Genomic DNA, 22,378 nt, shown 5'->3' with positions numbered 1-22,378 from the left:
GCCATTCCCCGCGGCGGCGGCCGGCGTCGGGCGCGCGTGGTCCGGCATCCCGGCCGGCAGCCGCCCGCCGCGCACCGTCAGGGACCGTACCACCCCGGACCGCCACCCCGCGTCCGGCGTCCAGGTCCGCGGCCGCAACGAAGGCTCCGACCGCCAAGACTCAGTCGGCCCGGGTTCCCGCCCCGCGGGCGGCATCCTCCGGCCTCAAGCGGCCGGCGTCCTCCGCCGGGGGGACCGGCGCGGCACAGTCTCCTGCCAAGGCCCCTGCCACATCCTCCGGGCGGCCCCCGGCGCGGACCTCGCCCCGCCGCTGAGCGCGCGGGCGGGACTCCCGCCGTCGGAAGTGCCAGGGGCGCAGCACCGCTGTCGCCACGCCGGCGAGCAGCAGGAGCCCGCCGGTCACCTCGGCGGGGGTCGGCACCTCGCCCAGGACGAGCCACGCCGTCGTCATCCCGACCACCGGAACCAGCAGGGTGAACGGCACCACCGCAGAGGACGGGTACAGCCCCAGCAGCCTGTTCCAGATGCCGTAGCCCACCAGGGAACCGAAGACGGCGGTGTAGAGCGCGCTCAGCAGGGTGACGGGCTGGACTTCCAGCAGGGCCTGCGACACGGCCCCCGGCCCGTCCACCAGCAGGGACAGGCCCAGCAGGGGCAGCGGCACCAAGGCCCCTGACCACACCACGAGGCCGAGCCCGGACGCCGCCTTCGCCTGCCGGGCCACGATATTTCCGGCGGCCCAGGACAGCGCCGCGGCGAGCACGATCATCAGCGGAAACACCGGGGCGACCAGGCTGCGGCCTACAGCCACGACGCCGAGTCCGGCCACGCCCAGCACCACACCGGCGAACTGCCGCCGGCTCGGCCGCTCGCCGAGGAAGCCGGCGGCCAAAAGCACGGTCAGCAGCACCTGCGCCTGCAGGACCAGCGACGCCAGGCCCGCGGGCATGCCCAGTGCCATGGCCAGGTACAGGAGGCCGAACTGCCCGGCGCTCATGAACAGCCCGACGCCGATGATCGCCTTCCAGCTCACCTCGGGCTTGCGGATGAAGAAGATGCAGGGAAGGACCACCAGGGTGAACCTCATGGCCACGAACAGCAGCGGCGGCATCTCCGCTCCGTCCGGGTGCAGGCCCAGATCGATTGCAACGAAGTTGACGCCCCACAGGACGGCGACGAGCAGGGCCAGGGCGGAATGACGAGGGTTCACCCTGCCACTATGCCGGTTCCAGTCCTCCTCCGCCGCTGAATGGGGGTGCAGAAGATTAAGGGCGTGAGAATGGTCAGAGGTTGCGGGGACTGTCGCCTCGGGGCTTATCGGTCCCGGCCTGCTCATTGGGGGCCCGTTCAGTCGTGGCGCTGCTGCCGTCCGGGTTGGGGGTCTGCCCGGCCGGCGCGGGATTCCTGTCGCTGCGGTCGCGGCGCAACTCTTCAAGGCCTGCATCTTCGCGGGATACCTGGTCCCCGCCCCGAGCATCGCGTTTGCTGGTGGTGACATCGGGATCCAGTTCGTCCGCCTTCCGCAACTGCTCCTCCGTGCGGGCGCGGACCTGCTCGGCTTCCTGCTGCCGTCCGCGGGCTTCCTCCCTCAGGCGCTCGGCTTCGACCTCTGCCTGTTTCGCGTCGGCGTCGGCGCGCGCAGCCTGCGCCTCGCGCTCCCTGGCGCCGATCTCCTCACTCTTGGCCTGTTCACGCATTTCGACCGCCTTGTTGCGATTCGCTTCCGCCTTGCGCTTGCGGCCGGCCATGGTGACCACAGCGACGATCGCGATCACCACAACGACGCCGATGATGAGCCAAATAAGCATTCCTGAGTCCACGATGATTCCGCCTTTTCTCTCGATCGCCATAAGTCCACGAGTAAACAGCATCAGTAAACCGCAGAATCGCCTGCATGACCATGCATCCGCGAATCGGGCAGGGCGCCACCGGGCCCGGCGCTATTTGGCCCGGGGAACCTTGAAGTGCGTGAGCCTCGCGTCCTGGCCGTCGAGTTCGTCCCAGGACTTCTCGGTCTCCATGACGGTCAGCGCGCTCGTGGGCCACCGCGTGGCGGCGTCCATGTAGGCGTCGTGGTTGGAATCGCGGGAGGCAAGGTGCATGGCCAGGTCCTGCACCCCGGGCATGTGCGAGATCACCATGAGGGTGGTCACGGTGTCCGGGACGTGGTTGATGACGGTCAGCATCCGCTTCGCGGAGGCGGCGTAGAGCCCGTCCTCGAGTTTCGGCGTCGGAGCCTTGTCGCCGAGTTCGCTGCACACCCAGGTGCACGTCTGACGGGTGCGCAGGGCGCTGGAGCAGAGGATGAAATCGGGGACCACGCCATGCTTCAACAGCCATTTTCCGGCCTGCGGGGCATCGCGGTGGCCGCGCTCTTCGAGCGGCCGGTCGTGGTCCGCGACGCCGCCGGGCCAATCCGACTTGGCATGCCGCATGATCACCAGCCGTTTGATGTGATGCGCGCTCATGGGTCAATCCTAGTGCGGCGGCTGATCCCCGGGCACGCATCCCACCAGCGGCCGCTCAGTCGTCAAGGACAAAGGTCACTTCCAGCACCACGTGCCAGGACACGACGGCGCCGTCACTGATTTCAACCTTCTGTTCCTTCACCCACGCCCCGGTGACATTGCGCAGGGTCTTGTTCGACCGGTCGATGCCCTCCTTGATGGCAGCATCAAACGAGGTCTTGGAGTTCGCGCTCAGGGTAGTAATCCGTGCAACAGACATGTCTTCCTCCCAATAGTCGGTCCAACGGGTCCGAGACTACGCCGAAGGGAGGAGACACAACAGGGTCCAACAGCCACCCAAGAGCCGCGACGTGCGGAACGGGAGGACCGCGTTTCCGCATTGGGGCAGTCGGGGAATTACGCCAGGCGACGGAAGCGCGGCAGCCGCGTTTTGCGTAGTGCCGCATCGCCGACTGAGGAACGAAGGAGGTGTCTAAGGCACGGCAAAATGCCGCTGCCGCGCGTGGGTGAGGCCGGCACGGCAAAATGCCGGCCTCTGCGCGTGAAGCTTCCGGAGACAGCAAAGCGCCCGCCCCAGTTCAGGGACGGGCGCTTTGGTGACCTAGAAACTAGATCGAGTATTCCGGAGCGGCCCAGACAACAACCTCGGGGTGCTCGTAGAAGCGGTAGCCCTGGCCGCGGACCGTACGCACGGTGTTGGCAAGACGGCCGAGCTTGGAGCGCAGACGGCGGATGTGCACGTCGATGGTCCGCTCATTGGGCACCTCTTCGGCATTGCGCCACAGGCCCTCGAGCAGCTCGTCGCGGCCCACGGTGCGGGTGCCGTTCTCGACGAGGTAGTTGAGGAGTTCGAACTCCTTGAACGTGAGGTTCAGGGATTCGCCGTCGAGCGCTACCTCACGGCGGGCAAGGTCAATCAGGACGCCGGAAGGGCGCGGGTCCTGCGGCTGCTGCAGGCGGGCGGTCTCGGACCGCTGGCGGGCGCCGACCGTGGGGTCACCGAAGGTGGAACGGACGACGTCGAGCGCGGAGCCCGGCGCGCTGGCGGGGGCGACGGCGACGGCAGCGTAGCTTTCGGCGCCGGAGACCAGCGTCTGGGCGTAGGCTCGGATTTCCTGGGCCAGCTTGGCAATGGACGTCCCGGCGGCCGCGGCGGTTTCCTCGTCGATCCCCATGTAGAGGACGAAACCGCGGGCGACGTTGTCGTTCGGGACGGGACGGACGGGGCTGCCGTCACCAGGAGCAATCACGGGAGTCGGGGCCGTGGCCGGCTCCGGCTGAACGGCGCGGAGCTGTCCGTAGGAGTTGGGGTTATAGCCCTGCGGGGCATAGCCCGGGGCGGGAAAGCTGTTGCCGGATCCGGCGGGGGCGAAGGATGCCCGGCCGCCGAAGCCCTGGCGGATACCGGAGGCTTGGCCGGCTTTGCTGGCGTTACGGACGGAGATGTGGACGTATCCGGATGCAACTGACATGGATTGCTTACCTCAATGTGAATGGCCGTCATCGCGGCTCGAATGCTACTTTTCCCCGCAATGAAAACTGGGGAGGGACGCCCGACACTGGGCTGGGGCGAATGCCTAGAAACCTTAGGGATGTAAAAGTTAGGCGTGCATTCGACAACAGTGCTTCTCGGTACCAGCGGGTGCGCTGATCCAAAAAACTGCGGCTGCAGGTGCTGTTGAGTTCTTGTTCACAATTGAAGTGTGCAACGTAACAATGAAAACTTGCAAGTAACAATGGATGCGAAAGTCCACGATCTGAGACAGAACGCGGAAATGTAGTGCAGATCACAATTCTTCGCAGTCAATAAAATAACAAGTGTTTTGCTCAATGGATGCCCACATAGGCCTTATCCCCGAACTTAATTCGCGCTATCCCGCAGCTTGGCCGCAATCCTTCACCGTAAGCCAAAGTGGCAAAACCCTTCGCCTACTTAGCATTAGAAGTCCAGAGTTCCACAGAGTGGTCACCCCGGGGCGAGAAAAAAATGCGGGGTCAGCCGGCAGTCCCCGGGATGCCCAGCTCGCTAGGGTGGGATTCACAGGCGCCACACAGGATCCCCAAAGCCGCACCTAACCGGCAGATCGGAGAGTTGTCCCATGGCCACTTCGCACTCCATGACCAATAATCTCCCCCAGCTCACCCATCCGGATGGCTCCCCCATCCGCGCCCTGGTCGTGGACGACGAACCCAGCCTCTCCGAGCTCATGAGCATGGGGCTACGCATGGCGGGATGGTCCGTTGCCGTCGCCGCCGACGGCCCCCAAGCGGTGAAGCTTGCCAAAGATTTCCGCCCCGACGTGCTAGTGCTCGACGTGATGCTTCCCGGATTCGACGGCGTTGAACTGCTGGGCAGGATCCGCGCCTTCGCGCCGGAGGTCCCCGCCTTGTTCCTGACCGCAAAGGACGCCGTCCAAGACCGCATTACCGGGCTGGCAGCGGGCGGGGATGACTACGTGACCAAGCCGTTCAGCATGGAGGAGGTGCTGCTGCGGCTGCACCGGCTGGTCCAGCGGTCCGGGGTGGCTGCGATGGATACCGCCGAACTCGTCGTCGGGGACCTTGTCCTGAACATCGACACCAGGGAGGTCCGGCGCGCGGGCGAGGAACTGCACCTCACGGCCACCCAGTTCGAGCTGCTGCGCTACCTCATGGAGAACCCGAAACGGGTCGTCAGCAAGGCCCAGATCCTGGACCGGGTCTGGGACTACGACTTCGGCGGGCAGGCCAACATCGTGGAACTCTACATTTCGTATCTCCGGAAGAAGGTCGACGCCAGCCACCCGCCCATGATCCACACGGTGCGCGGCGCCGGCTATGTCCTGAAACCGGCGGACTGATCGGTGCCGGAACGCCCCGCCGAGATCCGGTCCTCCGGGCTCAACTGGCGCAACCCGTCCACCTGGCACCTGCGCACCCGGCTTGTCCTCGTCGCCATGGCCCTGCTGGTTGCGATTTGCGGGGCCGTCGGCATTGTCAGCTACGCCTCGATGGACTTCTTCCTGACCAAACAGCTCGACACCCAGCTGGATCAGGCAGCGCTCCGTGCCCGCGACTTTGGCCGCTCCGGCCGTTCCGATCCCCTTGAGGCGCGGGGACAGGCCATTGGCACCCTGAATGCTCGAATCGATGACAATTCGGTCCGCAGCGCCGGTTTCCTCGCCGAGGATGCCACCCGGGAGTCCCTCACCGACGAAGACGACCAGGAGCTCCTGCAACTCACTCCGTGGAGCGAGCCGGTGGACCGGACCCTGTCCGCCGGGGCCTACCGCCTGGTGGCCGCCGAGACCCCGGGCGGCGACGTGATCGTGACCGGCCTGCCGCTCGCAGAGAAGCAGAACACGCTGGCCACCATGGTCTGGACCATGGTGCTCGTGTCCACGGGCGGACTCCTGATCATCGGACTGGCCGGGACGGCGCTGATCCGCCGGACCATGAAACCGCTCGATCAGCTCTCCGAGGTCGCGACGCAGGTCTCCCGGCTGCCGCTCGACGCCGGAGAAGTGGGACTTGCGGTGCGCGTGCCGGCGTCCGCAGCGCATCCGGGCACCGAAGTGGGCAGTGTTGGCCACGCCCTGAACATGATGCTGGACAACGTCTCCAATGCACTGGAAGCCCGGCAGACGAGCGAGATGAAGGTCCGCCAGTTCGTCGCGGATGCCTCGCATGAGCTGCGCACGCCCCTGACCGCCATCCGCGGCTACACCGAACTAATGCGCATGACCGAACAGTTCACCCCTGACGGCCAGAAGTCCCTGGCCCGGGTGCAGAGCCAGTCCGAACGCATGACCACTTTAGTGGAGGACCTGCTCCTGCTTGCCCGGCTGGATGAGGGCCAGCCGCTCAAGCTCAGCGAGGTGGATCTCACCCAGTTGGCCATCGAGACGGTCAGCGACGAGAAGGTCATGGCCCCGGACCGGGTCTGGCACCTGGAGCTACCGGAAGAGCCCGTGGTGGTCTGCGGTGACGCGACCCAACTGCACCAGGTGCTGGCCAACCTGCTCTCCAACGCGCGCAAACACACCGGCCCCGGCACGACGGTGGTGACCGGTGTGAACCGGTCCGCGGACGGATATGCCGTGGTGACCGTGACGGACGACGGCCCCGGAATTGCCCCCGAGTTCGTGGACCGCGTCTTCGCCCGCTTTACGCGCGCGGACGCTTCCCGCAAGAACCCGGTAGCGCTCGCGACGCCGGCAACCGGCAGGGGGTCCCTTCCACGGCGTCCGCTGCACCCGCCGAGGTCGCCCGAGGCAGCCGCCGGACTTGCCGCCACTACCACTGCCCCCGCGACGAGCGCTTCCGCCGAGGGAACCAGCGGGCTGGGACTGTCGATCGTGCAGTCGATTGTCGAGGCCCATGGCGGGACCGTCAGTGTGACCTCGATGCCCGGCCGCACCGAGTTCACCGTTCGGCTGCCGGAGGCTTTTCCCGCAGCCTGAACCAGCCATCGTCGCTGGTCAGGGAGCAAGCCGCCCCGCCGCCGTCGGGATTTCCGTTACCTAAATGTGACTTAGCCATCCAACTCCTGTACGGTTTTTAGGGTGCGGCCACCAATAAGGCCGTATATCCGGATGTACGCCAAGCTCTGCCGCCTCCCGGATTCCGCTGGACAGGCAGAGGCGGGGAACCCAGAGTTCCCGGGCATTTCTGCACATTGCGCCCTTGGGGTGAAGCCGACACGTGAGATTCCGTGCGGCCGGGTGACCTCATCCGAACCCGACAGCTAACTCCGCAGGCGTTGAGAGGCATTCATGACTGAATCCAAGCCACAAACGCGCCCTGACGGCGCCGCAAACTCCACTAACTCCGAGCTGTCACGCCACCGCGGCGAATCGACCAAGCCCGCATCAGCCCTGGCCCGGCTGGCCCACCACGCCGGCTCGACCGGCCGCCGGGCGGCCGTTGTTGTTGCCGCCTGCGCGGTAATCGTGGGGGCCGGCGCGGCCGGCCAGGCCTCCGAGACGGCGGCCCGCAATGCCGATGCGGGCAGTTCCAAGCAGGCAGCCGCCACCGCGGATCCGCTGACGCACCTTGATTTTGAACGTGTCCGCGTCGAGAACCAGGCCGTCACCCGCAGCGGCGATGCCCCTGCCCAGCCGGCCGCGGTGGCGCCTGCCGAAGCACCGGCCCCGGCCCCCGCTCCCGCCCCGGCACCAGAGCCTGCCCCGGCTCCCGCCCCGGCGCCGGCGCCGGCCCCCGTTGCCATCGATGATCCTGCCGGTGCCCAGGCGTACGCGGCCGGCCAGCTGGGCTCCTATGGCTGGGCCCCGAGCCAGATGCCCTGTCTGATGAAGCTTTGGACCAAGGAATCGGACTGGGAAACGACAGCCACGAACCCGAGCAGCGGCGCCTACGGCGTGGTCCAGTCCCTGCCGGCCGAGAAGATGGCCAGCGCGGGCGCCGACTACCGGACAAACTACCGGACCCAGATCAATTGGGGACTGGAGTACATCCAGGATCGTTACGGCTCACCGTGTGGCGCCCTGAACTTCCACTACGCCAAGAACTGGTACTAAACACCTGACAGCCAGGCCGCCTGCCTAGCCGTTAGGACGGTTGGGGATGTACTGCACCGCCCATTTGTTGCCGTCGGGGTCGGCAAAGTAGACGAAATGCCCCCAGTCCTGCACGTCGACGTCGCTGACGTCCACGCCGCGGTCCTTGAGTTGCCGGTGGGCAGCCTGGATGTCGCTGACCACGAGCTGCAGGCTGGGGGCGGTGCCCGGCGGGGCGTCCGAGAGGCCCTCGCCGATGGCGATCGAGCAGCCGGAACCCGGCGGGGTCAGCTGGACGAATCGGATGCCGTCCATGGGCCGCTCGTCGAAGTCGGCATTGAAGCCCACCTTGTTGACGTAGAAATCCTTCGCGCGGTCCACATCAGCCACGGGCACAAAAACAAGCTCTAGTTTCCAGTCCATGGGGCTCAGGCTAGTACCGGGCGGTACATTCCGGTAGACCAGGCTCCCTTGCGGGGAGCCTGGCTCGGGGGCCGGTTGAACCGGCCGCGGAGCCAAGTCCGGCCCCGCGCGGCTGGCTCAGCCGGCCACGCCGTAGAGACGGTCTCCCGCGTCGCCCAGGCCCGGCACGATGTAGGACTTCTCGTTGAGCTTCTCGTCGATCGAGGCCAGCACAATCGTCACGTTGGCATCGGCGAGCTCTTCTTCGAGCTTCGCGAGGCCTTCCGGAGCGGCCAGCAGGCAGATGCAGGTGATGTCGGAAGCGCCGCGCTTGAACAGGAACTTGATGGCCTCGCGCAGCGTGCCGCCGGTCGCGAGCATGGGATCCAGGACGAAGATCTGACGGTCGGTGAGGTCCTCGGGCAGACGCTCCGCGTAGGTAATGATGTCCAGGGTCTCTTCATCGCGGGCCATGCCCAGGAATCCGACCTCCGCCGTGGGAACCAGCTTGGTCATACCCTCAAGCATGCCGAGCCCGGCACGGAGGATGGGGACGACCAGTGGGGTGGGCTTGGTGAAGGCGGTGCCGATGGTGGTGCTGACCGGGGTCTCGATGGTCACCGGTTCGGTGCGGACCTCGCGGGTGGCCTCGTACGCCAGGAGCGTGACGAGTTCCTCGGTGAGCTGGCGGAAGACCGGGGACGGGGTGTTCTTGTCCCGCAGAACGGTGAGCTTATGGGCGACCAGCGGGTGGTCCACAACGAGAGTGCGCATGGGTCAAAACTATCACCCGGCGGCTGGTGGCCCGCCCGTGGGACCGCGGGCGCCGACGTCGTCCTTGCCCTCCGGGGCACTGCCGCCAGCGGCGCCGTCGTGCAAGTGCGCTGGGTGGTCGAACGTGGGCGCGGGGCCGGCGTGCTCCCGATGCCGGATCACATGGAAGAGCCGGTGGGCCAGGATCACCATCCCCACCCAGGCCAGGCCTATGGCCCACCCGACCATCACGTCCGTCATCCAGTGGTGGCCCAGGTAGACCCGGCTGAGGCCCATAGCGATGATGAAGACCGCACCCGCCGCGATCAGGCCGATCCGGGCGGAGGTCCGTTGGATCTGCAGGCATGCCAAATACACCACCAGCCCGATTACCACTGTGGTGTTGAGCGTGTGGCCGCTGGGAAACGACGGCGAGTTTTCGTAGGGCGGGACGGCGTCGGAGTGGTCCGGGCGGGTCCTTCCGATCAGGGTCTTGCCAAATGTTGTGGCGGTCACGGAAACCGCTGCGGCACCCCCGATCAGGATCAGTGGCCGCCAGGTCCGGCTGGCCCAGATGAGCCATGCGGTGAGGATGCTGGCCAGGATGGGCATCCCGATCCCGCCGCCGATGTTAGTGAAGCCCGTAACGAACGAATCCAGGCCGGGGCTGCGGAGCTGTTCCATGAACGCCAGAGCGGGCTGGTCCAGGTTGGCGAGGCCGGCGTCATCCACCACGTCGTCATAGACCTCCGCGCTCACCAGCGCCAGGATCACCACCACGACGCCCCCGATCAGCATGGTGACCCACAGCGCGGCGTAGGGCACCACCCATTTGCCCCAATGCTGCGTTATCCAGCTCTCCGGCCCGGTTTTCACGGCATCTCCCGATTGTTGTCGTCGGCAGCTTTGCTGCACAGCTTGCTTAGTACCGAAACTATCATTGAGCCATGACTTCCCCCGAGCCCCGCCATGCCGCATGGATGGGCCTTGCCCTCACCGAAGCGCGTGCCGCACTGTCCACGGCGGACGTGCCGATCGGCGCCGTCGTTATCGGCCCCGACGGCACGGTGCTCGGCAGCGGGCGCAACGAGCGTGAGGCGCTCGGGGACCCGACGGCGCACGCGGAGATGGTGGCCATCCGCGAGGCTGCGGCACGACTGCAGGAACTCAGCGCCCGGGGCGGAAGCGCCGGTGACGGCTGGCGGCTGGCGGACTGCACCCTGGTGGTGACGCTGGAGCCCTGCGCCATGTGCGCCGGGGCGGTGGTGCTGGCACGGATTCCACGGGTGGTGTTCGGCGCCTGGGACGAGAAGGCCGGGGCCGCCGGCTCCGTGTTCGACATCCTCCGCGAGCGCCGGCTCAACCACTGGGTGGAAGTGTATGGCGGCATCAGGGAACAGGAATGCGCGACGCTGCTGCAGGACTTCTTCGCCGGACACCGCGGCGCCTGAGCCCCCGCCACCGCTGCTCCCCGGGCCTGGGGCTTCCGGCGCTAGCTGACAGCGGCGGAGCCTGTTGCGGCGGCCGCCAGGTTGTCGATCCGCTTCTGCCGGGTGGCCGGTGAGTCGAGGCTGAAGGCCCGGAAGTCGCCGAGGTCCTCGCGGATCCAGTCCTCGACTTCGGCGATCCGCCGGTTCACCGCCGGTGTGGGGCCGTGGAACACCCAGGGCACGATCCGTTGCTGGCCGGGATCGTATTGCCACAGCCCGATGATCCGGCCCCGGTCGAAAATGGGATGGTCCGGGAGGTCCGCCTGCAGCGCCAGCGAACCCAGGGTATTCGTGTGCTGGTCCTCCTCGGCCAGCAGATCGGCGGCATTGCGCCGCAGCAGCGCGATCGAATCCGTTCCGGCGAGCAGTTGGATCTGTTCTTCGTCCGGCTCCTGGAAGGCGGCGAGTTGTTCGACGTCGTCGGGCAGCATCCACAGCATCTCCCCGTCGCCGGTGGGAACCTCGACCGCGCCGACGGCGGCCAGCGCCGCCTTGCTCTGCGCCACCGTGAAAGCCGTGAACCACTGTGACTGTTTGAAGGTGGCCCCTCCGGTCCAGCCCAGGTAGCGGCGGACCAGTTCGATGCGGGCCTGGTCGTCGTCGAGCGGGCTGGGCGGCAGGTTCCACAGTTCGTAGGCGTAGCGCTGCTGGTCCAGCCGGCCGTTGGCCGGGACGCGGCGGATCCGTCCCTGGGACTGCAGGATGCCCAGGGCCGTGGGCAGCGTGGTCGTGGCGCCCTTCTTCTTGCCTTCCTCGCCGAGGTTTCGCACGGATTCGCCGAGTTCCTCCTTGAGCTGCCGCGGGTCCATCGGGATGGCGGCCTCGGCGAGCGTGTGCAGCACCTGCTCCTCCAGCAGGGTGATTTCACCGCGGTCCACGCCGAGCCTTCCAAGCACCCGGAACGCCTCGCCGGCATCCTTGCCCAGCCTGAGCGCCCAGCCGAAATCGTCCCGGCCCAGGACGTAGGTGCAGCCGCGCGCCGTCGGGAGTTCGAGGATCCGGTGCGCCAGGACGTCTTTGTCCACCTGTTCGCGGCGAATGCCAGCGCGGGCGAAGAGGGTGAGGTAGGGGTTGGCTCCGCCCACGGAGCGCGCCCAGCCCGCCCGGGCGAAGACCTGCTCCGACGTGCAGCCGGACAGCGAGCCGTCCAGGCCCTGTTTGTGCCAGGCCCAGGCGCGGAGCCGCTCCCGGGTAAGGGTCCGGGCCGGCGGCACATTCGCCGTCAGGGGCTGCGTGGTGAGTGGCTGCGGCGTCATGGGGTCATTGTCCACCAGCTTGCGCGGCAGGGGAATCTTCCGCGGTGGGCTTTTCCTGCGGAGTACCCGGCGGCTGCGCGGCCGGGCGCTCCGGGTCAGGGTGATCCGGGCAGGCGTGCCGCGGGTCCAGGGCTGCCAGCACGGTGCGGGCGGTGGCGTCCCAGCCGGGCAGGCGGTCCCGGGCGGCAACCGCCGCTGCCCGCCAGCGGGTGCGGAGGCCGGGATCGGACAGCCAGCGCCGCAGCAGCTCCGTGAGGGGAGCCGGGTCCGCGCCGAGGTCGACGGCGGTTCCCGGCAGGAGTGCCGCGCCGTCTCCCTCCGTGTCCGTTGGGGCGGGCGCCAACGCGGCGGGAGTCGGCGCGGGGGTCCCGGCGGCGAGTGCCTCGACGGCGCCGGTGCCGGCCCGGACGACCACCGGCACACCCCGCGCAATCGACTCCGTCACCACCAGCCCGAAGGTTTCGGCCTGCGAGATGAGCAGGCTGAGGTCGGCCGCGGCCCATTCCGCCTCCAACGCCCCGCCCCGCAGCTCCCCCGGGATCCTGATGCGGTCCTGCAGCCCCAGCCGATTCACCGTGTCCCGGAGGCGCGCGGCATAAACCGGATCCGTGGTGTCGGAGCCAACCAGGGAAACGGTCCAGGGCAGTTCCGTCAGGGCTGACAGGGCCTCGAGGAGCAGGGACTGGTCCTTGTTCGGCAGCAGGGCGGCGACGGCGAGGAGATGCGGCGGCTCCGATCCGGTGGCCAGCGCGGCGGCGTCGCTGCCGGGCAGTGCAACCCGGACACCGTCCAGCCCGTGCCTGGCCCGGATCCTGGCCGCGGCGGAGCCACTGGTGCAGATCACCCCGGCCGCGGCCCGCAGCGCCCGGCGTTCCAGTCCGGCTTCGCCGTGCCCGGTGTCGTCCAGCGGCATGTGGAGCAGGATCCAGGCGGGCCGGCCGGCGGCCGCGGCGCCTGCGAGTTCCCCGGGAGCCCCGCAGCCGAGGAGCCCGTCGACGAGCGTGACCTGGCGTTTGGTGCCGGCGCCGGCGTCACGGTCGTTGGTGCTGTCGCTGGCACACAGGAGCGCGGCTAACCGCCGCCGGTCCTCCGGGCTGCCGACCGGCCAGCCGCCGTCGAGCGGGCAGATGTCCACGTCAACGCCCAGAACGGCAAGCTCCCGGGCGAGGGCGGCGTTGTAGACGTTGCCGCCCGAGTTGTGGCGCACGTTCCCGGGCACCACGAGGCGGAGGCGGAGGCCGTCCCGCTGCACCCTGTTACTGGCGGTGTTCCTGGCCGGCACCGAAGTCCTAGCTGGCCTCGAAGTCGAGGGAGTAGCTGGCCCACGCGTCTGGGGTTTCGCGCAGGGTGACGTCCAGTCCGGCCAGCGCGCGTCCGTCGGCGCCAGTGCGGATCTTCTCTGCCACGGCGTCGGCGACGTACTGGGCCAGGGCCTCGGTGGTGCTGAGCCTGCCAACGAAGTCCGGGTGCTCGTCCAGGTTCTTGAAGTTCAGGCCTTCGAGGATGCCGTCCAGCACCTCGCCGGCCTCGCCGATGTCCAGGACGATCGCGTCGTCGTTCAGGGTCCGGCGGCGGAAGGTCACTTCCGTGACGAAGGTGGCGCCGTGCATGCCCTGGGCCGGGCCGAAGGCCGGGCGCGGGAGGCTGTGGGCGATCATGAAGTTGCGGCGGACGGTCAGGCTGAACACGGATTTACCTCGTGGCTTCTGTTGTGGCGGATGCGGTCGCGGGGTCTTCGCGGACCGGGTATTCAATAACGTGGCAGAGCGCGTCCAGCGCGCCGTCGGAGAGCTGCTGGACGACGTCGGGCAACTCGTCGAGGGGGGACGAACCGGTGAGGAACACGTCGAATCCGGGATCGCTCAGCAGCGAGACGGCGAGGCGGAGCCGGTCCGCGTTGGTGCGGCGGTGGCGGCGCGCGCGGGCCACCACACCGACCTGGCTGGCACGGATGGACAGCCGGCGCGCGTGGAAGTCTTCGCCCAGCGGCACGGTGACTTTGCGGTCGGCGTACCAGGACATCTCGATGACGTCGCCGTCGTCGCCCGCGAGCTGGAGGGCGCGCTCCAGGCCTGCCTCCGAGGCGGAGCAGTGGACCACGATGTCGCAGTCCGGCAGCGCGTCATCGGGAAGGCTGAACTCGACGCCGAGCGTTTCGGCGAAGGCCCGCTTGCCCGGGTCGACGTCGACCAGCTGCAGCCGTCCGAGCGGGAAGGTACTCAGGAGCTTGGCCACCATGCCGCCGACGAGGCCGCCGCCGATCACAGCGACGCGGTCACCGAGGCGGGGCCCGGCCTCCCAGATCCCGTTGATCGCGGTCTCGACGGTGCCGGTGAGCACGGCACGGCGCGCAGGAACATCTTCCGGAACCACAGTGAGCGACTCCACCGCCACGACGTAGCGGTCCTGGTGCGGGTACAGGCAGAAGACGGTCCGGCCCAGCCAATCAGCCGGGCCGTCCTCGATGACGCCGACAGAAAGGTACCCGAACTTCACCGGGGAGGGAAAGGAGCCTTCCTGGTTCGGGGCGGCCATCTCCTCCGCCACGCATTCCGGCACGCGGGCGTTGTGGACGACGAGTTCGGTGCCTTTGCTGATGCCCGAAAACAGGGTGCGCACCAGCGCCTCGCCGGGGCCCGGGGCGGGCAGCTCCTCGCGCCGGAGCTGCCCCTTCTCGGGGCCGACGGTCCAGTAGGCGGTGGCTGTGGCGTGCTGTGCTGTCTGCTTGTCTGAGTTGCTCATCTTGCTTACGAATCTAGTCCCCTGCCCATTCGCGGGGAAGTACGCTCGGTCCGGGCGCGCCGCGGCGGGCGGCCTGACCTTGGTGGCGTTCGGGACCTTGGACCCGCCGTTTTGTGGATGAGTGCTTTGCTCCGGTACCCTAGTCAGGTTGGTGACGTGTCCGAGCGGCCGAAGGTGCAACACTCGAAATGTTGTTTGGTGAAAGCCAACGTGGGTTCAAATCCCACCGTCACCGCCAAGTGGCGATGCCCCTGCTTCCCCTATCAACAAGGGAAGTGGGGGTTTTGCTTTGCCCCTGAACTCGTCACGCCACAACCCGCCACACATGAGCGGCCGCTGCTGGGGCTGCTGGAGTTGTTCTGCTGGGCGCTGCCGCGCTCACTGTCATCGGCGTCGCCCAGCTCAGTAAGTCACAGACAGTCCCCATAATCTGGCCAAGAGGCGCCGTCCCGGGGCCCGTATACTTCCCGCATGGGGACCAGAAGCAGGGCCAGGATATTTGCAGTACTCGCGGGGCTGTCAGTGGCGGCGTTCTCGCTGTTTGGTGCTCTCTGGGTGAACGGAAACATCCCGGTCAATACGGCCATTGCTGTTTCGCTGATTCTCGGCGTGGCGACGTTCCTGGCGACGAGGAAAAGCACCGTGGGAAAGTCCAGATAGCTCACACTGGCTGCTTGGGTTGCCGCCGGCCAGCGTGGGAGGTGCTGCGCGTACCAGCGAGCGAGTTCACCGTCTCCAGTGTGCCGCAGGCTACTCTTGGGATTCACAATTCCTGGGGGATGAAATGGCTCGGACACAACGCACCGGTTTTTCTCACCGGAGTAACCCTGGTGACCGTCGGCTGGATAGTCTTAGTCCCGCTCGGAGGCAGGGTCGCCAACGCGGCGTACCGCAGTGATGAGGACTTTTACACTTTGCTCGGGCTGTGCGGGGGCCTCCTGTTCCTGGGAGGCATCTTCCTGATTCTCGCCAGTATCTTCCGCGCCCTTCGCAAGATCGACCGCCTGAATTCCGCCGCGTTCATCGTTCCGGTCCAGAATCCGGTGGAGAACGAAGAGTCAGTTGCATAGACTTCGACGCACCGACCGTCCTAACCCCCGCGAGTACCCATACTCTGTCCCTGTAATCTTGCGAATTCGCACCCATCAAGTGGTGCAACTTGGGTGAAGAGTGGGGACTTCAAATGGACGATCCTGTTAAACGTAGGACGGTAGGCAATGCGCCTCCTGTCCCTTGGAGGCGCCTTCAGTGCCGAACCAACACCTCTGGTAGTTACCGGTTTGGTCCTGACTCTTGCCGGTGCGGTGCTGATGTGGATGCCGGTGTTTGGACCGAGGTCAGCCCTGCGAAGTCTCGCTGGGTGGCCGCTCATCTTTGCTGGCGGGCTTCTGCATCCCGAGGATGAGGAACGTGATGCCCGTCGTGAAGAATGCAATCCACGCCGTGTTGCCAAGAATCATCATGGCAATCGCAACAGCAAGGAAAACGATCGCGATCGGCAGGAATGCCTCGGACCCTCTCTTCTTCCCTCGACCGTTCGGTTCTGGCGTGGGCTTTCTCTCTCCGTTCATGTGGCTGAGGCTACGTCGCTGAGTAGAGACCCGCAAACGCTCCCGCGGATATGAGGGGGAACCCCGCCCGGGCGCGGGCGGCGATATGCTCAAATCCCACCGCCACCGCCAGGTAGCAACGTCCCTGTTTTCCTTACAAACAAAGGGAAGTAGGAGTGTTGCTTTGCCTGGCACATACGACTGGCGGCCGCCCCGTCGTCGGGGCGGCCGCCAGTTTCAGTGCGCTGTTGGTGCTAGTGCTCCGCTTCGGCGGCAGCCTTCTTGGCGTTTTTCTCGGCGTCCTTCTCGGCGCGCAGAGCCTCCGTGTCGTGCTGTTCCTCGGCTTTTTCCTGGTGGATGACCTCTGCGAAGAGCTTTTCCATCTCCTTGGCCACGCCGGCGGCTGAGGCCGGGTTCTGGCCGGTCACCAGCCGCTCGTCAACCACGACCTTCTCCTCAAAGACATCAGCGGAGACGTGGGTTGCGCCCTGTTCCTCGAGTCGGTCTGCCAAGAAGAACGGGATGACCTTGTCCTTCCCTGCGGCAACTTCCTCATCGTTGGTGAAGGCAGCCACCTTCCGGCCCTCGACGAGGCGGAACCCGTTCTCCAATTCCACGTTCAGCAGGCCGGCCGGTCCGTGGCAGACCGCGCCCACCAAGCCGCCGGCGTTGTAGACGCTGGCTACGAGGTTCTGCAGGCCTTCGCTGTCCGGGAAGTCCCACATGGTGCCGTGGCCGCCCACGAGGAAGACGGCGTCGTACTGTCCGGGATCAACGACGTCGACGCGGGCAGTGTTGTAGAGACCGGCGCGGGTGGTCTCGTCCTCCGTGAAGGCGACCTGGATGGGGTCGTCCGAGTCCACCTCGTCGCGCGGGGGCTGGCCGCCCTGAATGGACGCAAAGTCGACGAAATGCCCGGAATCCTTGAAGACCTTCCAGGGATGTGCAGCTTCGGCCACGTTGTAGCCGGTCTTCTCGCCGGTATCGCCGATCTCGGAAACGCTGGTCAGTACCATGAGGATTTTCTTCATGAAATATTCCTTTCGTCTAACTTCCACCCTACGCCCAGCCCAATTCGGCCCCCTCGTTCCCCCTGTTCTGTCCTCCCCCGGGATCGAGAACGTCAGCAGAAACAGGTGGCAGACGCCGTCGCAGAGGAGAAGAGCCTGCTGCAGACCCGGGTGCATGCGCGGCTCGCCGTTCAACTTCCCGGTTTCGGACGCGCCGGTGTTCACGACCGGAGTGCTACCGCCGACAGAGGAGGCGATGCGCCATCTGGTTCCCGGTGTGGAGCAGGCGTTAGACAAACTTGGCATGAGCCTGATCGAGACTGTCGCGCAAGACGTTCGACTCGCTGCCGGATCGGGACAGGAAGTCGCTAGAGGCCGAGGCCAATCACATGGCGCCATTGCGAGGTGCGTCGTCCGTGGACGTCGATTTCGACACCTACTGAGCTGGGCGTCACCCTCTCGCCGCCTCGGAGCAGTTGATGTTGCCGCGAATATTCGCTCCGCATTTATGGAAATATTCGGGTTTCCCTCAACTCAAGCACTATCTTCACCACCCCATGATGGTTCCGCAGTTTTATTGGAACACCGGGGGTCAGCCATTCCCTACATGGCAAAGCGACCCTAAACTTTCAATGCGGGGCAGCTGCCTCTCATCAAACGGGGGAACAATGCCAGATGCATGGAAGTGCGACCACTGCGGCGCCAGGACAATCAACCGAAAAGTGGAATCCACCTCGTTGGGTGATCGGGCGAAGCAATTTATAACGGTCCCGTCCAAGTGCAGCGATCCGCAGTGTCCCAACAGCGACCATCTACAGCACGGCTTGGAGTGGTGCAGTCCCGCTTAAGTAACGTCCGCTGGCGCATCGCCGGGACGTTGGGTGGCGTCCGGTGGGCGTGTGGCGGAAACGGCACACAGCACCTATCGAAGGGTTCCGTGGATGGGTCCCGCCCGGGCTCGAAGATTCCTGCAGCTGGCTCCATCGTTTTGAGACCATGGAGCCAGCCTTTGCGGAATCCAACTCGATCGGAACACCGAAATGGTCTCTCCCCAGAAAGATGTCCGGGCCAGATCCCAACGCAAGACTAAACGGCTTGGCTTTAGCGGGCAATAGGCGCCAATTGACTTGAAAATTCAGCCCTGCTGTGGTTTATGCGTTTACGCTTTTCGTAGTTTGTGCCCGTTCCCGGGAAATTCGCGGCAAACGGCTAGCTGGCCGGGCTCACCACGTCCTCCAGCACCGTCCGGTCGAAAAAGCGGATCTCCCCGGTTTCCGGAAAGAACACGGGAACGACAGACGTGCTCGGGTCTTTGGAGGTTTCGTAGATCTCGGGCGCACCGCCGTGCCTGCGGGCAATGGTTCCGACCAGGTCCGTGCCGCGGACTTTGACGGTCCGGTATTTGTAGCTCATTCGGGCTCCTTTGGTGACGTGGGACACAGCCTACTCCCCGCGGCCCAGCCCGCGCCGGGCCGCTCGGGGGTGCGTCATGGAAGAACCCGGGCCCGCACTGGTGCACAATGCGTTCATGACCAATGACGCTCCCCGCCCGGTCTACTTCCTTTCGGACAGTACGGGCATCACCGCAGAAACGCTCGGCAACACCCTGCTGACGCAGTTCCCCGCGAACGAATTTGACCGCATCACGATCCCCTTCATCACCACCGCCGACCAGGCCCGGGCCGTAGTCAAGGTGATCGACCACCGTGCCGCCACCGGCCTGCAGCCGATCGTCTTCTCCACCGCCGTCGGCAGCGACATCCGCCAGACCCTGGGCACCTGCAACGGGATCATCGTGGACCTCATCGGGACCCACGTCGGGCTGTTGGAGCGCGCCCTGGGGACCGAGGCCAGCGGGGAACCGGGCCGGGCCCACGGGCTGGGCAACGCCGCCCGCTACCAGTCCCGGATGGCCGCCGTCGAATACGCCATGGAGCACGACGACGGCCAGAGCCTGCGCGCGCTCGAAAAGGCCCAGGTCATCCTGGTGGCCCCGTCCCGCTGCGGCAAAACCCCCACCACCATGTACCTGGCGCTGCAGCACGGCATCTTCGCCGCGAACTTCCCGCTGGTCGATGAGGACTTTGAACGCGAAGGGCTCCCCAAACCGCTGCGGCCGTTTGTTTCAAAGTGTTTCGGCCTCACCACCAATCCCCTGCGCCTGAGCCAGGTCCGCACCGAACGCCGCCGGGGCTCGCCCTACGCGTCGCTGCGGCAGTGCGGCTTCGAGCTGCGGAGCGCCGAGCGGCTGTACGTGTCCCACGGGATCCCCTACCTCAATTCGGCCAGCGTCTCCGTGGAAGAGATGGCCGCGACCATCCTCCAAAAAATGAACCTCAAGCACTAGGACAACGGGTCCATAAATGTTGCGTGGACCACATCATGTGGAAACACCGGCCTAGACCTGTCACTGTGGACAGGACTTGCGCCCATCAACCGGCGATCGCCCCACGCGGGGCGGCGATACCCCATGCCATCATCTGCAAAGGAGCAGCAACCATGACGACAGACATCCTGTGGTTCTCAGAACTCGGCCTCAAGGACCTGGATCGGGTGGGCGGCAAAAACGCCTCCCTCGGCGAGATGGTGCAGAACCTGACCTCTGCCGGCGTCCAGGTGCCCGACGGTTTCGCCACGACAGCCGACGCCTACCGCGCCTTCCTCGCCGACTCCGGCCTGGACCAGAAGATCGCCGACCGGCTGGTCGGCCTGGACACCGACGACGTCACCGCCCTGGCGGCCGCGGGCAAGGAAATCCGCGCGCTTATGCGCGAGACGCCCTTCCTGCCGGATTTCGAAGCGCAGATCCGCGCCTCGTACCAGACGCTGGTGGAAAAGCACGGCGGCTCCGAGGACCTCTCCTGGGCCGTCCGTTCCAGCGCCACGGCGGAAGATCTCCCCGATGCCTCCTTCGCCGGGCAGCAGGAAACGTTCCTGAACGTCCGCGGGATCGAAAACATCCTGGTGGCCATCAAGGACGTCTTCGCGTCCCTCTACAACGACCGGGCCATCGCCTACCGGGTGCACCATAAGTTCGAGCACGCCGAAGTGGCGCTCTCGGCGGGCGTCCAGCGCATGGTCCGTTCCGACGTCGGCGCCTCCGGCGTTATGTTCACCATGGACACCGAGTCCGGCTTCCAGGACGCCGTCTTCGTCACCTCCTCCTACGGCCTCGGCGAGGCCGTCGTCCAGGGCGCCGTCAACCCGGACGAGTTCTACGTCTACAAGCCCGCCCTGGAGGCCGGCCGCCCGGCCATCCTCAAGCGCGGACTGGGCGAAAAAGCGCTCCAGATGACCTACACGAGCAACCGGGAAATCGGCCACACGATTGACTTCGTGCCGGTGGAGGCCTCCCTGCGGAACCGCTTCAGCCTCACGGACGACGACGTCGAGCAGCTCGCCCGCCACGCCGTCGCCATCGAGAACCACTACGGACGCCCGATGGACATCGAATGGGGCAAGGACGGGATCGACGGCGGCCTGTACATCCTGCAGGCACGCCCGGAAACCGTGCAGTCCCGCAGGACCTCGGGCAGCCTGAGCCGCTTCCGCCTCAACGGCTCCGGCCGGGTTCTGGTCGAGGGCCGCGCGATCGGCCAGCGCATCGGCGCCGGCAAGGTCCGCATCCTCACGTCGATTGACCAGATGGCCGCGTTCAAGACCGGCGACGTGCTCGTCGCGGACATGACCGACCCCGACTGGGAACCGATCATGAAGCGCGCCTCCGCCATTGTGACCAACCGCGGCGGACGCACCTGCCACGCGGCGATCATCGCCCGGGAACTGGGGATTCCCGCCGTCGTCGGCACGGGCGCCGCCACTGACGTGCTCTCCGACGGACTCGAGGTGACCGTCTCCTGCGCCGACGGCGAGACCGGCGTCATCTACGAGGGCCTCCTGGACTTCAGCGTCGAGGAAACCGAGATCACCCAGCTGCCCGAGGCCCCGGTCAAGGTCATGATGAACGTCGGCACCCCCGAGCAGGCCTTCACCTTCGCGCAGCTGCCCAACCACGGCGTGGGCCTGGCCCGGCTGGAATTCATCATCAACCGGCAGATCGGCATCCACCCCAAGGCGCTGCTGAACCTGGACGAGCAACCGGACGACGTCATCGCGGAAATCCGGGAACGGATCTCCGCCTATGCCAGCCCGCGCGACTACTACATCAAGCGCCTAGCCGAAGGCGTGGCGACCATCGCCGCGGCGTTCGCACCGGAGCCGGTGATTGTGCGGATGTCCGACTTCAAGTCCAACGAGTACGCCAACCTCATCGGCGGGCCCGCCTACGAGCCGCATGAAGAGAACCCGATGATCGGCTTCCGCGGCGCCTCCCGGTACCTGGAGCCGTCCTTCCGGGACTGCTTCGACCTGGAGTGCGAGGCCCTGTCCTTCGTCCGCAACGAGATGGGCCTGACCAACGTCAAGCTGATGATCCCGTTCGTGCGCACCCTGGACGAGGCCAGCGGAGTCATCGACCTGCTCGCCGAGAACGGACTGCGCCGCGGCGAAAACGGCCTCGAGGTCATCATGATGTGCGAGCTGCCGTCCAACGCGCTGCTGGCCGACGAGTTCCTGGACTACTTCGACGGCTTCTCTATCGGCTCCAACGACATGACCCAGCTGACCCTGGGCCTGGACCGGGATTCCGCCATTGTCGCGAACAGCTTCGACGAGCGCAACCCCGCCGTCAAGAAGCTCCTGAGCATGGCCATCAAGGCCTGCAAGGCGCGCGGCAAGTACGTGGGCATCTGCGGCCAGGGGCCCAGCGACCACGCGGACTTCGCCGAATGGTTGGTCGACGAAGGCATCGACTCCGTCTCGCTGAACCCCGACACCGTGGTGGACACCTGGCTCCGGCTCGCCGGCGCAGCGGCCACCGCCGGCGCGGCAGCCAACTGACACGGTCAACACCACAGCCTGCTGACACGGTGAACTGACACCACGTCGGCACAAAGAGACGCCTCGGTCCTCGGACCGGGGTGTCTCTTTGTGCCGGGCAGTCCTCCACCGCCACGGCGCCGCGCGGCCGGCCGCCGGAATCCCGAGCAGCCGCTGGACGGCTGCACAAGACGGACCCGGCACCGCCGTCAATTGGTCCATTGAGCGGCGACCCCCGCACACGGTTAGCTAGGGACCATCAGCGATCCGCACCAATGACGTTCAGGACACAACGTGACTTTGCAGCAAGATCGGGCCAACGGCGCCCCCG

General features: G+C 66.5%; 23 protein-coding genes, 1 tRNA gene and 1 riboswitch. Of the genes, 9 read left to right on the top strand and 15 right to left on the bottom strand.

Annotated features, from left to right (window positions below):
- Positions 1-160: 160 nt before the first annotated feature.
- From ACZYZ5_RS12895 to ACZYZ5_RS12875, 5 genes are all read right to left on the bottom strand, one after another.
- Positions 161-1,210: an EamA family transporter gene (locus tag ACZYZ5_RS12895; RefSeq protein WP_463902134.1), complete on the bottom strand. Its 1,050-nt coding sequence runs from the start codon at positions 1,208-1,210 to the stop codon at positions 161-163.
- Positions 1,211-1,283: 73 nt separating this feature from the next.
- The gene (locus ACZYZ5_RS12890) at positions 1,284-1,850 is read right to left on the bottom strand and encodes a hypothetical protein (RefSeq protein WP_463902132.1); all 567 of its coding nucleotides are present in this window, start codon (positions 1,848-1,850) and stop codon (positions 1,284-1,286) included.
- Between the two features lie 90 nt (positions 1,851-1,940).
- Positions 1,941-2,468, bottom strand: coding sequence for a SixA phosphatase family protein (locus tag ACZYZ5_RS12885; protein WP_282377941.1), 528 nt, complete (start codon positions 2,466-2,468; stop codon positions 1,941-1,943).
- A 55-nt stretch (positions 2,469-2,523) separates the two neighbouring features.
- On the bottom strand, positions 2,524-2,727 hold the full coding sequence (locus ACZYZ5_RS12880; RefSeq protein ID WP_463902131.1) for a dodecin family protein: 204 nt from the start codon (positions 2,725-2,727) through the stop codon (positions 2,524-2,526).
- 349 nt (positions 2,728-3,076) lie between these two features.
- On the bottom strand, positions 3,077-3,940 hold the full coding sequence (locus ACZYZ5_RS12875) for a winged helix-turn-helix domain-containing protein (protein ID WP_463902129.1): 864 nt from the start codon (positions 3,938-3,940) through the stop codon (positions 3,077-3,079).
- Between the two features lie 627 nt (positions 3,941-4,567).
- Between ACZYZ5_RS12875 and ACZYZ5_RS12870 the strand changes: the two genes are divergently transcribed.
- The 3 genes from ACZYZ5_RS12870 (at position 4,568) to ACZYZ5_RS12860 (ending at position 7,987) form a co-directional block, all read left to right on the top strand.
- On the top strand, positions 4,568-5,308 hold the full coding sequence (locus ACZYZ5_RS12870; protein ID WP_463902128.1) for a response regulator transcription factor: 741 nt from the start codon (positions 4,568-4,570) through the stop codon (positions 5,306-5,308).
- A gap of 3 nt (positions 5,309-5,311) precedes the next feature.
- A complete protein-coding gene (locus ACZYZ5_RS12865; protein WP_463902127.1) occupies positions 5,312-6,910 on the top strand; it encodes a sensor histidine kinase in 1,599 nt (532 codons plus the stop codon).
- 154 nt (positions 6,911-7,064) lie between these two features.
- A riboswitch (cyclic di-AMP (ydaO/yuaA leader) is annotated at positions 7,065-7,221 on the top strand.
- A 1-nt stretch (position 7,222) separates the two neighbouring features.
- Positions 7,223-7,987, top strand: coding sequence for an aggregation-promoting factor C-terminal-like domain-containing protein (locus ACZYZ5_RS12860; protein ID WP_463902126.1), 765 nt, complete (start codon positions 7,223-7,225; stop codon positions 7,985-7,987).
- A 24-nt stretch (positions 7,988-8,011) separates the two neighbouring features.
- On the opposite strand, the gene ACZYZ5_RS12855 is transcribed toward ACZYZ5_RS12860, so the two are convergent.
- From ACZYZ5_RS12855 to ACZYZ5_RS12845, 3 genes are all read right to left on the bottom strand, one after another.
- Positions 8,012-8,389 carry a glyoxalase superfamily protein gene (locus ACZYZ5_RS12855; protein ID WP_463902125.1) on the bottom strand — a complete coding sequence of 126 codons (378 nt, stop codon included), beginning with the start codon at positions 8,387-8,389 and terminating at the stop codon, positions 8,012-8,014.
- Between the two features lie 117 nt (positions 8,390-8,506).
- Positions 8,507-9,142, bottom strand: coding sequence for a uracil phosphoribosyltransferase (gene upp, locus ACZYZ5_RS12850; RefSeq protein WP_463902124.1), 636 nt, complete (start codon positions 9,140-9,142; stop codon positions 8,507-8,509).
- A gap of 12 nt (positions 9,143-9,154) precedes the next feature.
- Positions 9,155-9,997 (bottom strand): phosphatase PAP2 family protein, encoded by an 843-nt coding sequence (locus tag ACZYZ5_RS12845; RefSeq protein ID WP_463902123.1) that lies wholly within the window; start codon positions 9,995-9,997, stop codon positions 9,155-9,157.
- 71 nt (positions 9,998-10,068) lie between these two features.
- Here ACZYZ5_RS12845 and ACZYZ5_RS12840 point away from each other — a divergent pair, with 71 nt between their 5' ends.
- Entirely contained in the window at positions 10,069-10,572 is a 504-nt protein-coding gene (locus tag ACZYZ5_RS12840) for a nucleoside deaminase (RefSeq protein WP_463902122.1), read from the top strand.
- A 41-nt stretch (positions 10,573-10,613) separates the two neighbouring features.
- On the opposite strand, the gene ACZYZ5_RS12835 is transcribed toward ACZYZ5_RS12840, so the two are convergent.
- Genes ACZYZ5_RS12835 through ACZYZ5_RS12820 form a run of 4 tightly spaced genes read right to left on the bottom strand, consistent with a single transcriptional unit; the run spans position 10,614 to position 14,609 of the window.
- Entirely contained in the window at positions 10,614-11,867 is a 1,254-nt protein-coding gene (locus ACZYZ5_RS12835) for a DNA glycosylase AlkZ-like family protein (RefSeq protein ID WP_463902121.1), read from the bottom strand.
- A 4-nt stretch (positions 11,868-11,871) separates the two neighbouring features.
- The gene (locus ACZYZ5_RS12830) at positions 11,872-13,149 is read right to left on the bottom strand and encodes a glycosyltransferase (protein WP_463902120.1); all 1,278 of its coding nucleotides are present in this window, start codon (positions 13,147-13,149) and stop codon (positions 11,872-11,874) included.
- Between the two features lie 7 nt (positions 13,150-13,156).
- Positions 13,157-13,555, bottom strand: coding sequence for a 6-pyruvoyl trahydropterin synthase family protein (locus tag ACZYZ5_RS12825; protein WP_463902119.1), 399 nt, complete (start codon positions 13,553-13,555; stop codon positions 13,157-13,159).
- A 4-nt stretch (positions 13,556-13,559) separates the two neighbouring features.
- Entirely contained in the window at positions 13,560-14,609 is a 1,050-nt protein-coding gene (locus ACZYZ5_RS12820; RefSeq protein WP_463902118.1) for a zinc-dependent alcohol dehydrogenase, read from the bottom strand.
- A 150-nt stretch (positions 14,610-14,759) separates the two neighbouring features.
- Here ACZYZ5_RS12820 and ACZYZ5_RS12815 point away from each other — a divergent pair.
- The 3 genes from ACZYZ5_RS12815 to ACZYZ5_RS12805 all read left to right on the top strand — a co-directional run bounded on the left by ACZYZ5_RS12815 (position 14,760) and on the right by ACZYZ5_RS12805 (position 15,679).
- Positions 14,760-14,847 (top strand) — tRNA-Ser (locus ACZYZ5_RS12815).
- A 233-nt stretch (positions 14,848-15,080) separates the two neighbouring features.
- Positions 15,081-15,269, top strand: a complete 189-nt coding sequence (locus ACZYZ5_RS12810) for a hypothetical protein (protein ID WP_463902117.1) — start codon at positions 15,081-15,083, stop codon at positions 15,267-15,269.
- 119 nt (positions 15,270-15,388) lie between these two features.
- Positions 15,389-15,679 carry a hypothetical protein gene (locus tag ACZYZ5_RS12805; protein WP_463902116.1) on the top strand — a complete coding sequence of 97 codons (291 nt, stop codon included), beginning with the start codon at positions 15,389-15,391 and terminating at the stop codon, positions 15,677-15,679.
- A gap of 267 nt (positions 15,680-15,946) precedes the next feature.
- Here ACZYZ5_RS12805 and ACZYZ5_RS12800 read toward each other — a convergent pair whose 3' ends face one another.
- The 3 genes from ACZYZ5_RS12800 to ACZYZ5_RS12790 form a co-directional block, all read right to left on the bottom strand.
- Positions 15,947-16,180, bottom strand: a complete 234-nt coding sequence (locus tag ACZYZ5_RS12800) for a hypothetical protein (protein ID WP_463902115.1) — start codon at positions 16,178-16,180, stop codon at positions 15,947-15,949.
- 233 nt (positions 16,181-16,413) lie between these two features.
- On the bottom strand, positions 16,414-17,190 hold the full coding sequence (locus ACZYZ5_RS12795) for a type 1 glutamine amidotransferase domain-containing protein (protein ID WP_463902114.1): 777 nt from the start codon (positions 17,188-17,190) through the stop codon (positions 16,414-16,416).
- Between the two features lie 1,188 nt (positions 17,191-18,378).
- Positions 18,379-18,582, bottom strand: a complete 204-nt coding sequence (locus ACZYZ5_RS12790) for a hypothetical protein (protein WP_463902113.1) — start codon at positions 18,580-18,582, stop codon at positions 18,379-18,381.
- 115 nt (positions 18,583-18,697) lie between these two features.
- On the opposite strand from ACZYZ5_RS12790, the gene ACZYZ5_RS12785 reads away from it, so the two are divergent.
- Both ACZYZ5_RS12785 and ppsA read left to right on the top strand, forming a co-directional pair.
- Positions 18,698-19,516, top strand: a complete 819-nt coding sequence (locus ACZYZ5_RS12785; RefSeq protein ID WP_463902112.1) for a pyruvate, water dikinase regulatory protein — start codon at positions 18,698-18,700, stop codon at positions 19,514-19,516.
- 152 nt (positions 19,517-19,668) lie between these two features.
- Positions 19,669-22,068, top strand: coding sequence for a phosphoenolpyruvate synthase (ppsA, locus tag ACZYZ5_RS12780; RefSeq protein ID WP_463902111.1), 2,400 nt, complete (start codon positions 19,669-19,671; stop codon positions 22,066-22,068).
- The last annotated feature ends 310 nt before the right edge of the window (positions 22,069-22,378 follow it).

The organism is Pseudarthrobacter ribosi (genome assembly GCF_055412865.1).
The sequence above is the reverse complement of the archived record's forward strand: the minus strand, read 5'-3'. Positions and strand labels throughout refer to the sequence as shown.

What these genes read in the sequence shown, in the direction of transcription:
- ACZYZ5_RS12890 (WP_463902132.1), bottom strand. Translation starts at nt 1,850, where the DNA reads ATGGCGATCGAGAGAAAAGGCGGAATCATCGTGGACTCAGGAATGCTT.
- ACZYZ5_RS12885 (WP_282377941.1), bottom strand. Translation starts at nt 2,468, where the DNA reads ATGAGCGCGCATCACATCAAACGGCTGGTGATCATGCGGCATGCCAAG.
- ACZYZ5_RS12880 (WP_463902131.1), bottom strand. Translation starts at nt 2,727, where the DNA reads ATGTCTGTTGCACGGATTACTACCCTGAGCGCGAACTCCAAGACCTCG.
- ACZYZ5_RS12875 (WP_463902129.1), bottom strand. Translation starts at nt 3,940, where the DNA reads ATGTCAGTTGCATCCGGATACGTCCACATCTCCGTCCGTAACGCCAGC.
- ACZYZ5_RS12870 (WP_463902128.1), top strand. Translation starts at nt 4,568, where the DNA reads ATGGCCACTTCGCACTCCATGACCAATAATCTCCCCCAGCTCACCCAT.
- ACZYZ5_RS12860 (WP_463902126.1), top strand. Translation starts at nt 7,223, where the DNA reads ATGACTGAATCCAAGCCACAAACGCGCCCTGACGGCGCCGCAAACTCC.
- ACZYZ5_RS12855 (WP_463902125.1), bottom strand. Translation starts at nt 8,389, where the DNA reads ATGGACTGGAAACTAGAGCTTGTTTTTGTGCCCGTGGCTGATGTGGAC.
- upp (WP_463902124.1), bottom strand. Translation starts at nt 9,142, where the DNA reads ATGCGCACTCTCGTTGTGGACCACCCGCTGGTCGCCCATAAGCTCACC.
- ACZYZ5_RS12840 (WP_463902122.1), top strand. Translation starts at nt 10,069, where the DNA reads ATGACTTCCCCCGAGCCCCGCCATGCCGCATGGATGGGCCTTGCCCTC.
- ACZYZ5_RS12835 (WP_463902121.1), bottom strand. Translation starts at nt 11,867, where the DNA reads ATGACGCCGCAGCCACTCACCACGCAGCCCCTGACGGCGAATGTGCCG.
- ACZYZ5_RS12820 (WP_463902118.1), bottom strand. Translation starts at nt 14,609, where the DNA reads ATGAGCAACTCAGACAAGCAGACAGCACAGCACGCCACAGCCACCGCC.
- ACZYZ5_RS12810 (WP_463902117.1), top strand. Translation starts at nt 15,081, where the DNA reads ATGGGGACCAGAAGCAGGGCCAGGATATTTGCAGTACTCGCGGGGCTG.
- ACZYZ5_RS12805 (WP_463902116.1), top strand. Translation starts at nt 15,389, where the DNA reads ATGAAATGGCTCGGACACAACGCACCGGTTTTTCTCACCGGAGTAACC.
- ACZYZ5_RS12800 (WP_463902115.1), bottom strand. Translation starts at nt 16,180, where the DNA reads ATGAACGGAGAGAGAAAGCCCACGCCAGAACCGAACGGTCGAGGGAAG.
- ACZYZ5_RS12795 (WP_463902114.1), bottom strand. Translation starts at nt 17,190, where the DNA reads ATGAAGAAAATCCTCATGGTACTGACCAGCGTTTCCGAGATCGGCGAT.
- ACZYZ5_RS12790 (WP_463902113.1), bottom strand. Translation starts at nt 18,582, where the DNA reads ATGAGCTACAAATACCGGACCGTCAAAGTCCGCGGCACGGACCTGGTC.
- ACZYZ5_RS12785 (WP_463902112.1), top strand. Translation starts at nt 18,698, where the DNA reads ATGACCAATGACGCTCCCCGCCCGGTCTACTTCCTTTCGGACAGTACG.
- ppsA (WP_463902111.1), top strand. Translation starts at nt 19,669, where the DNA reads ATGACGACAGACATCCTGTGGTTCTCAGAACTCGGCCTCAAGGACCTG.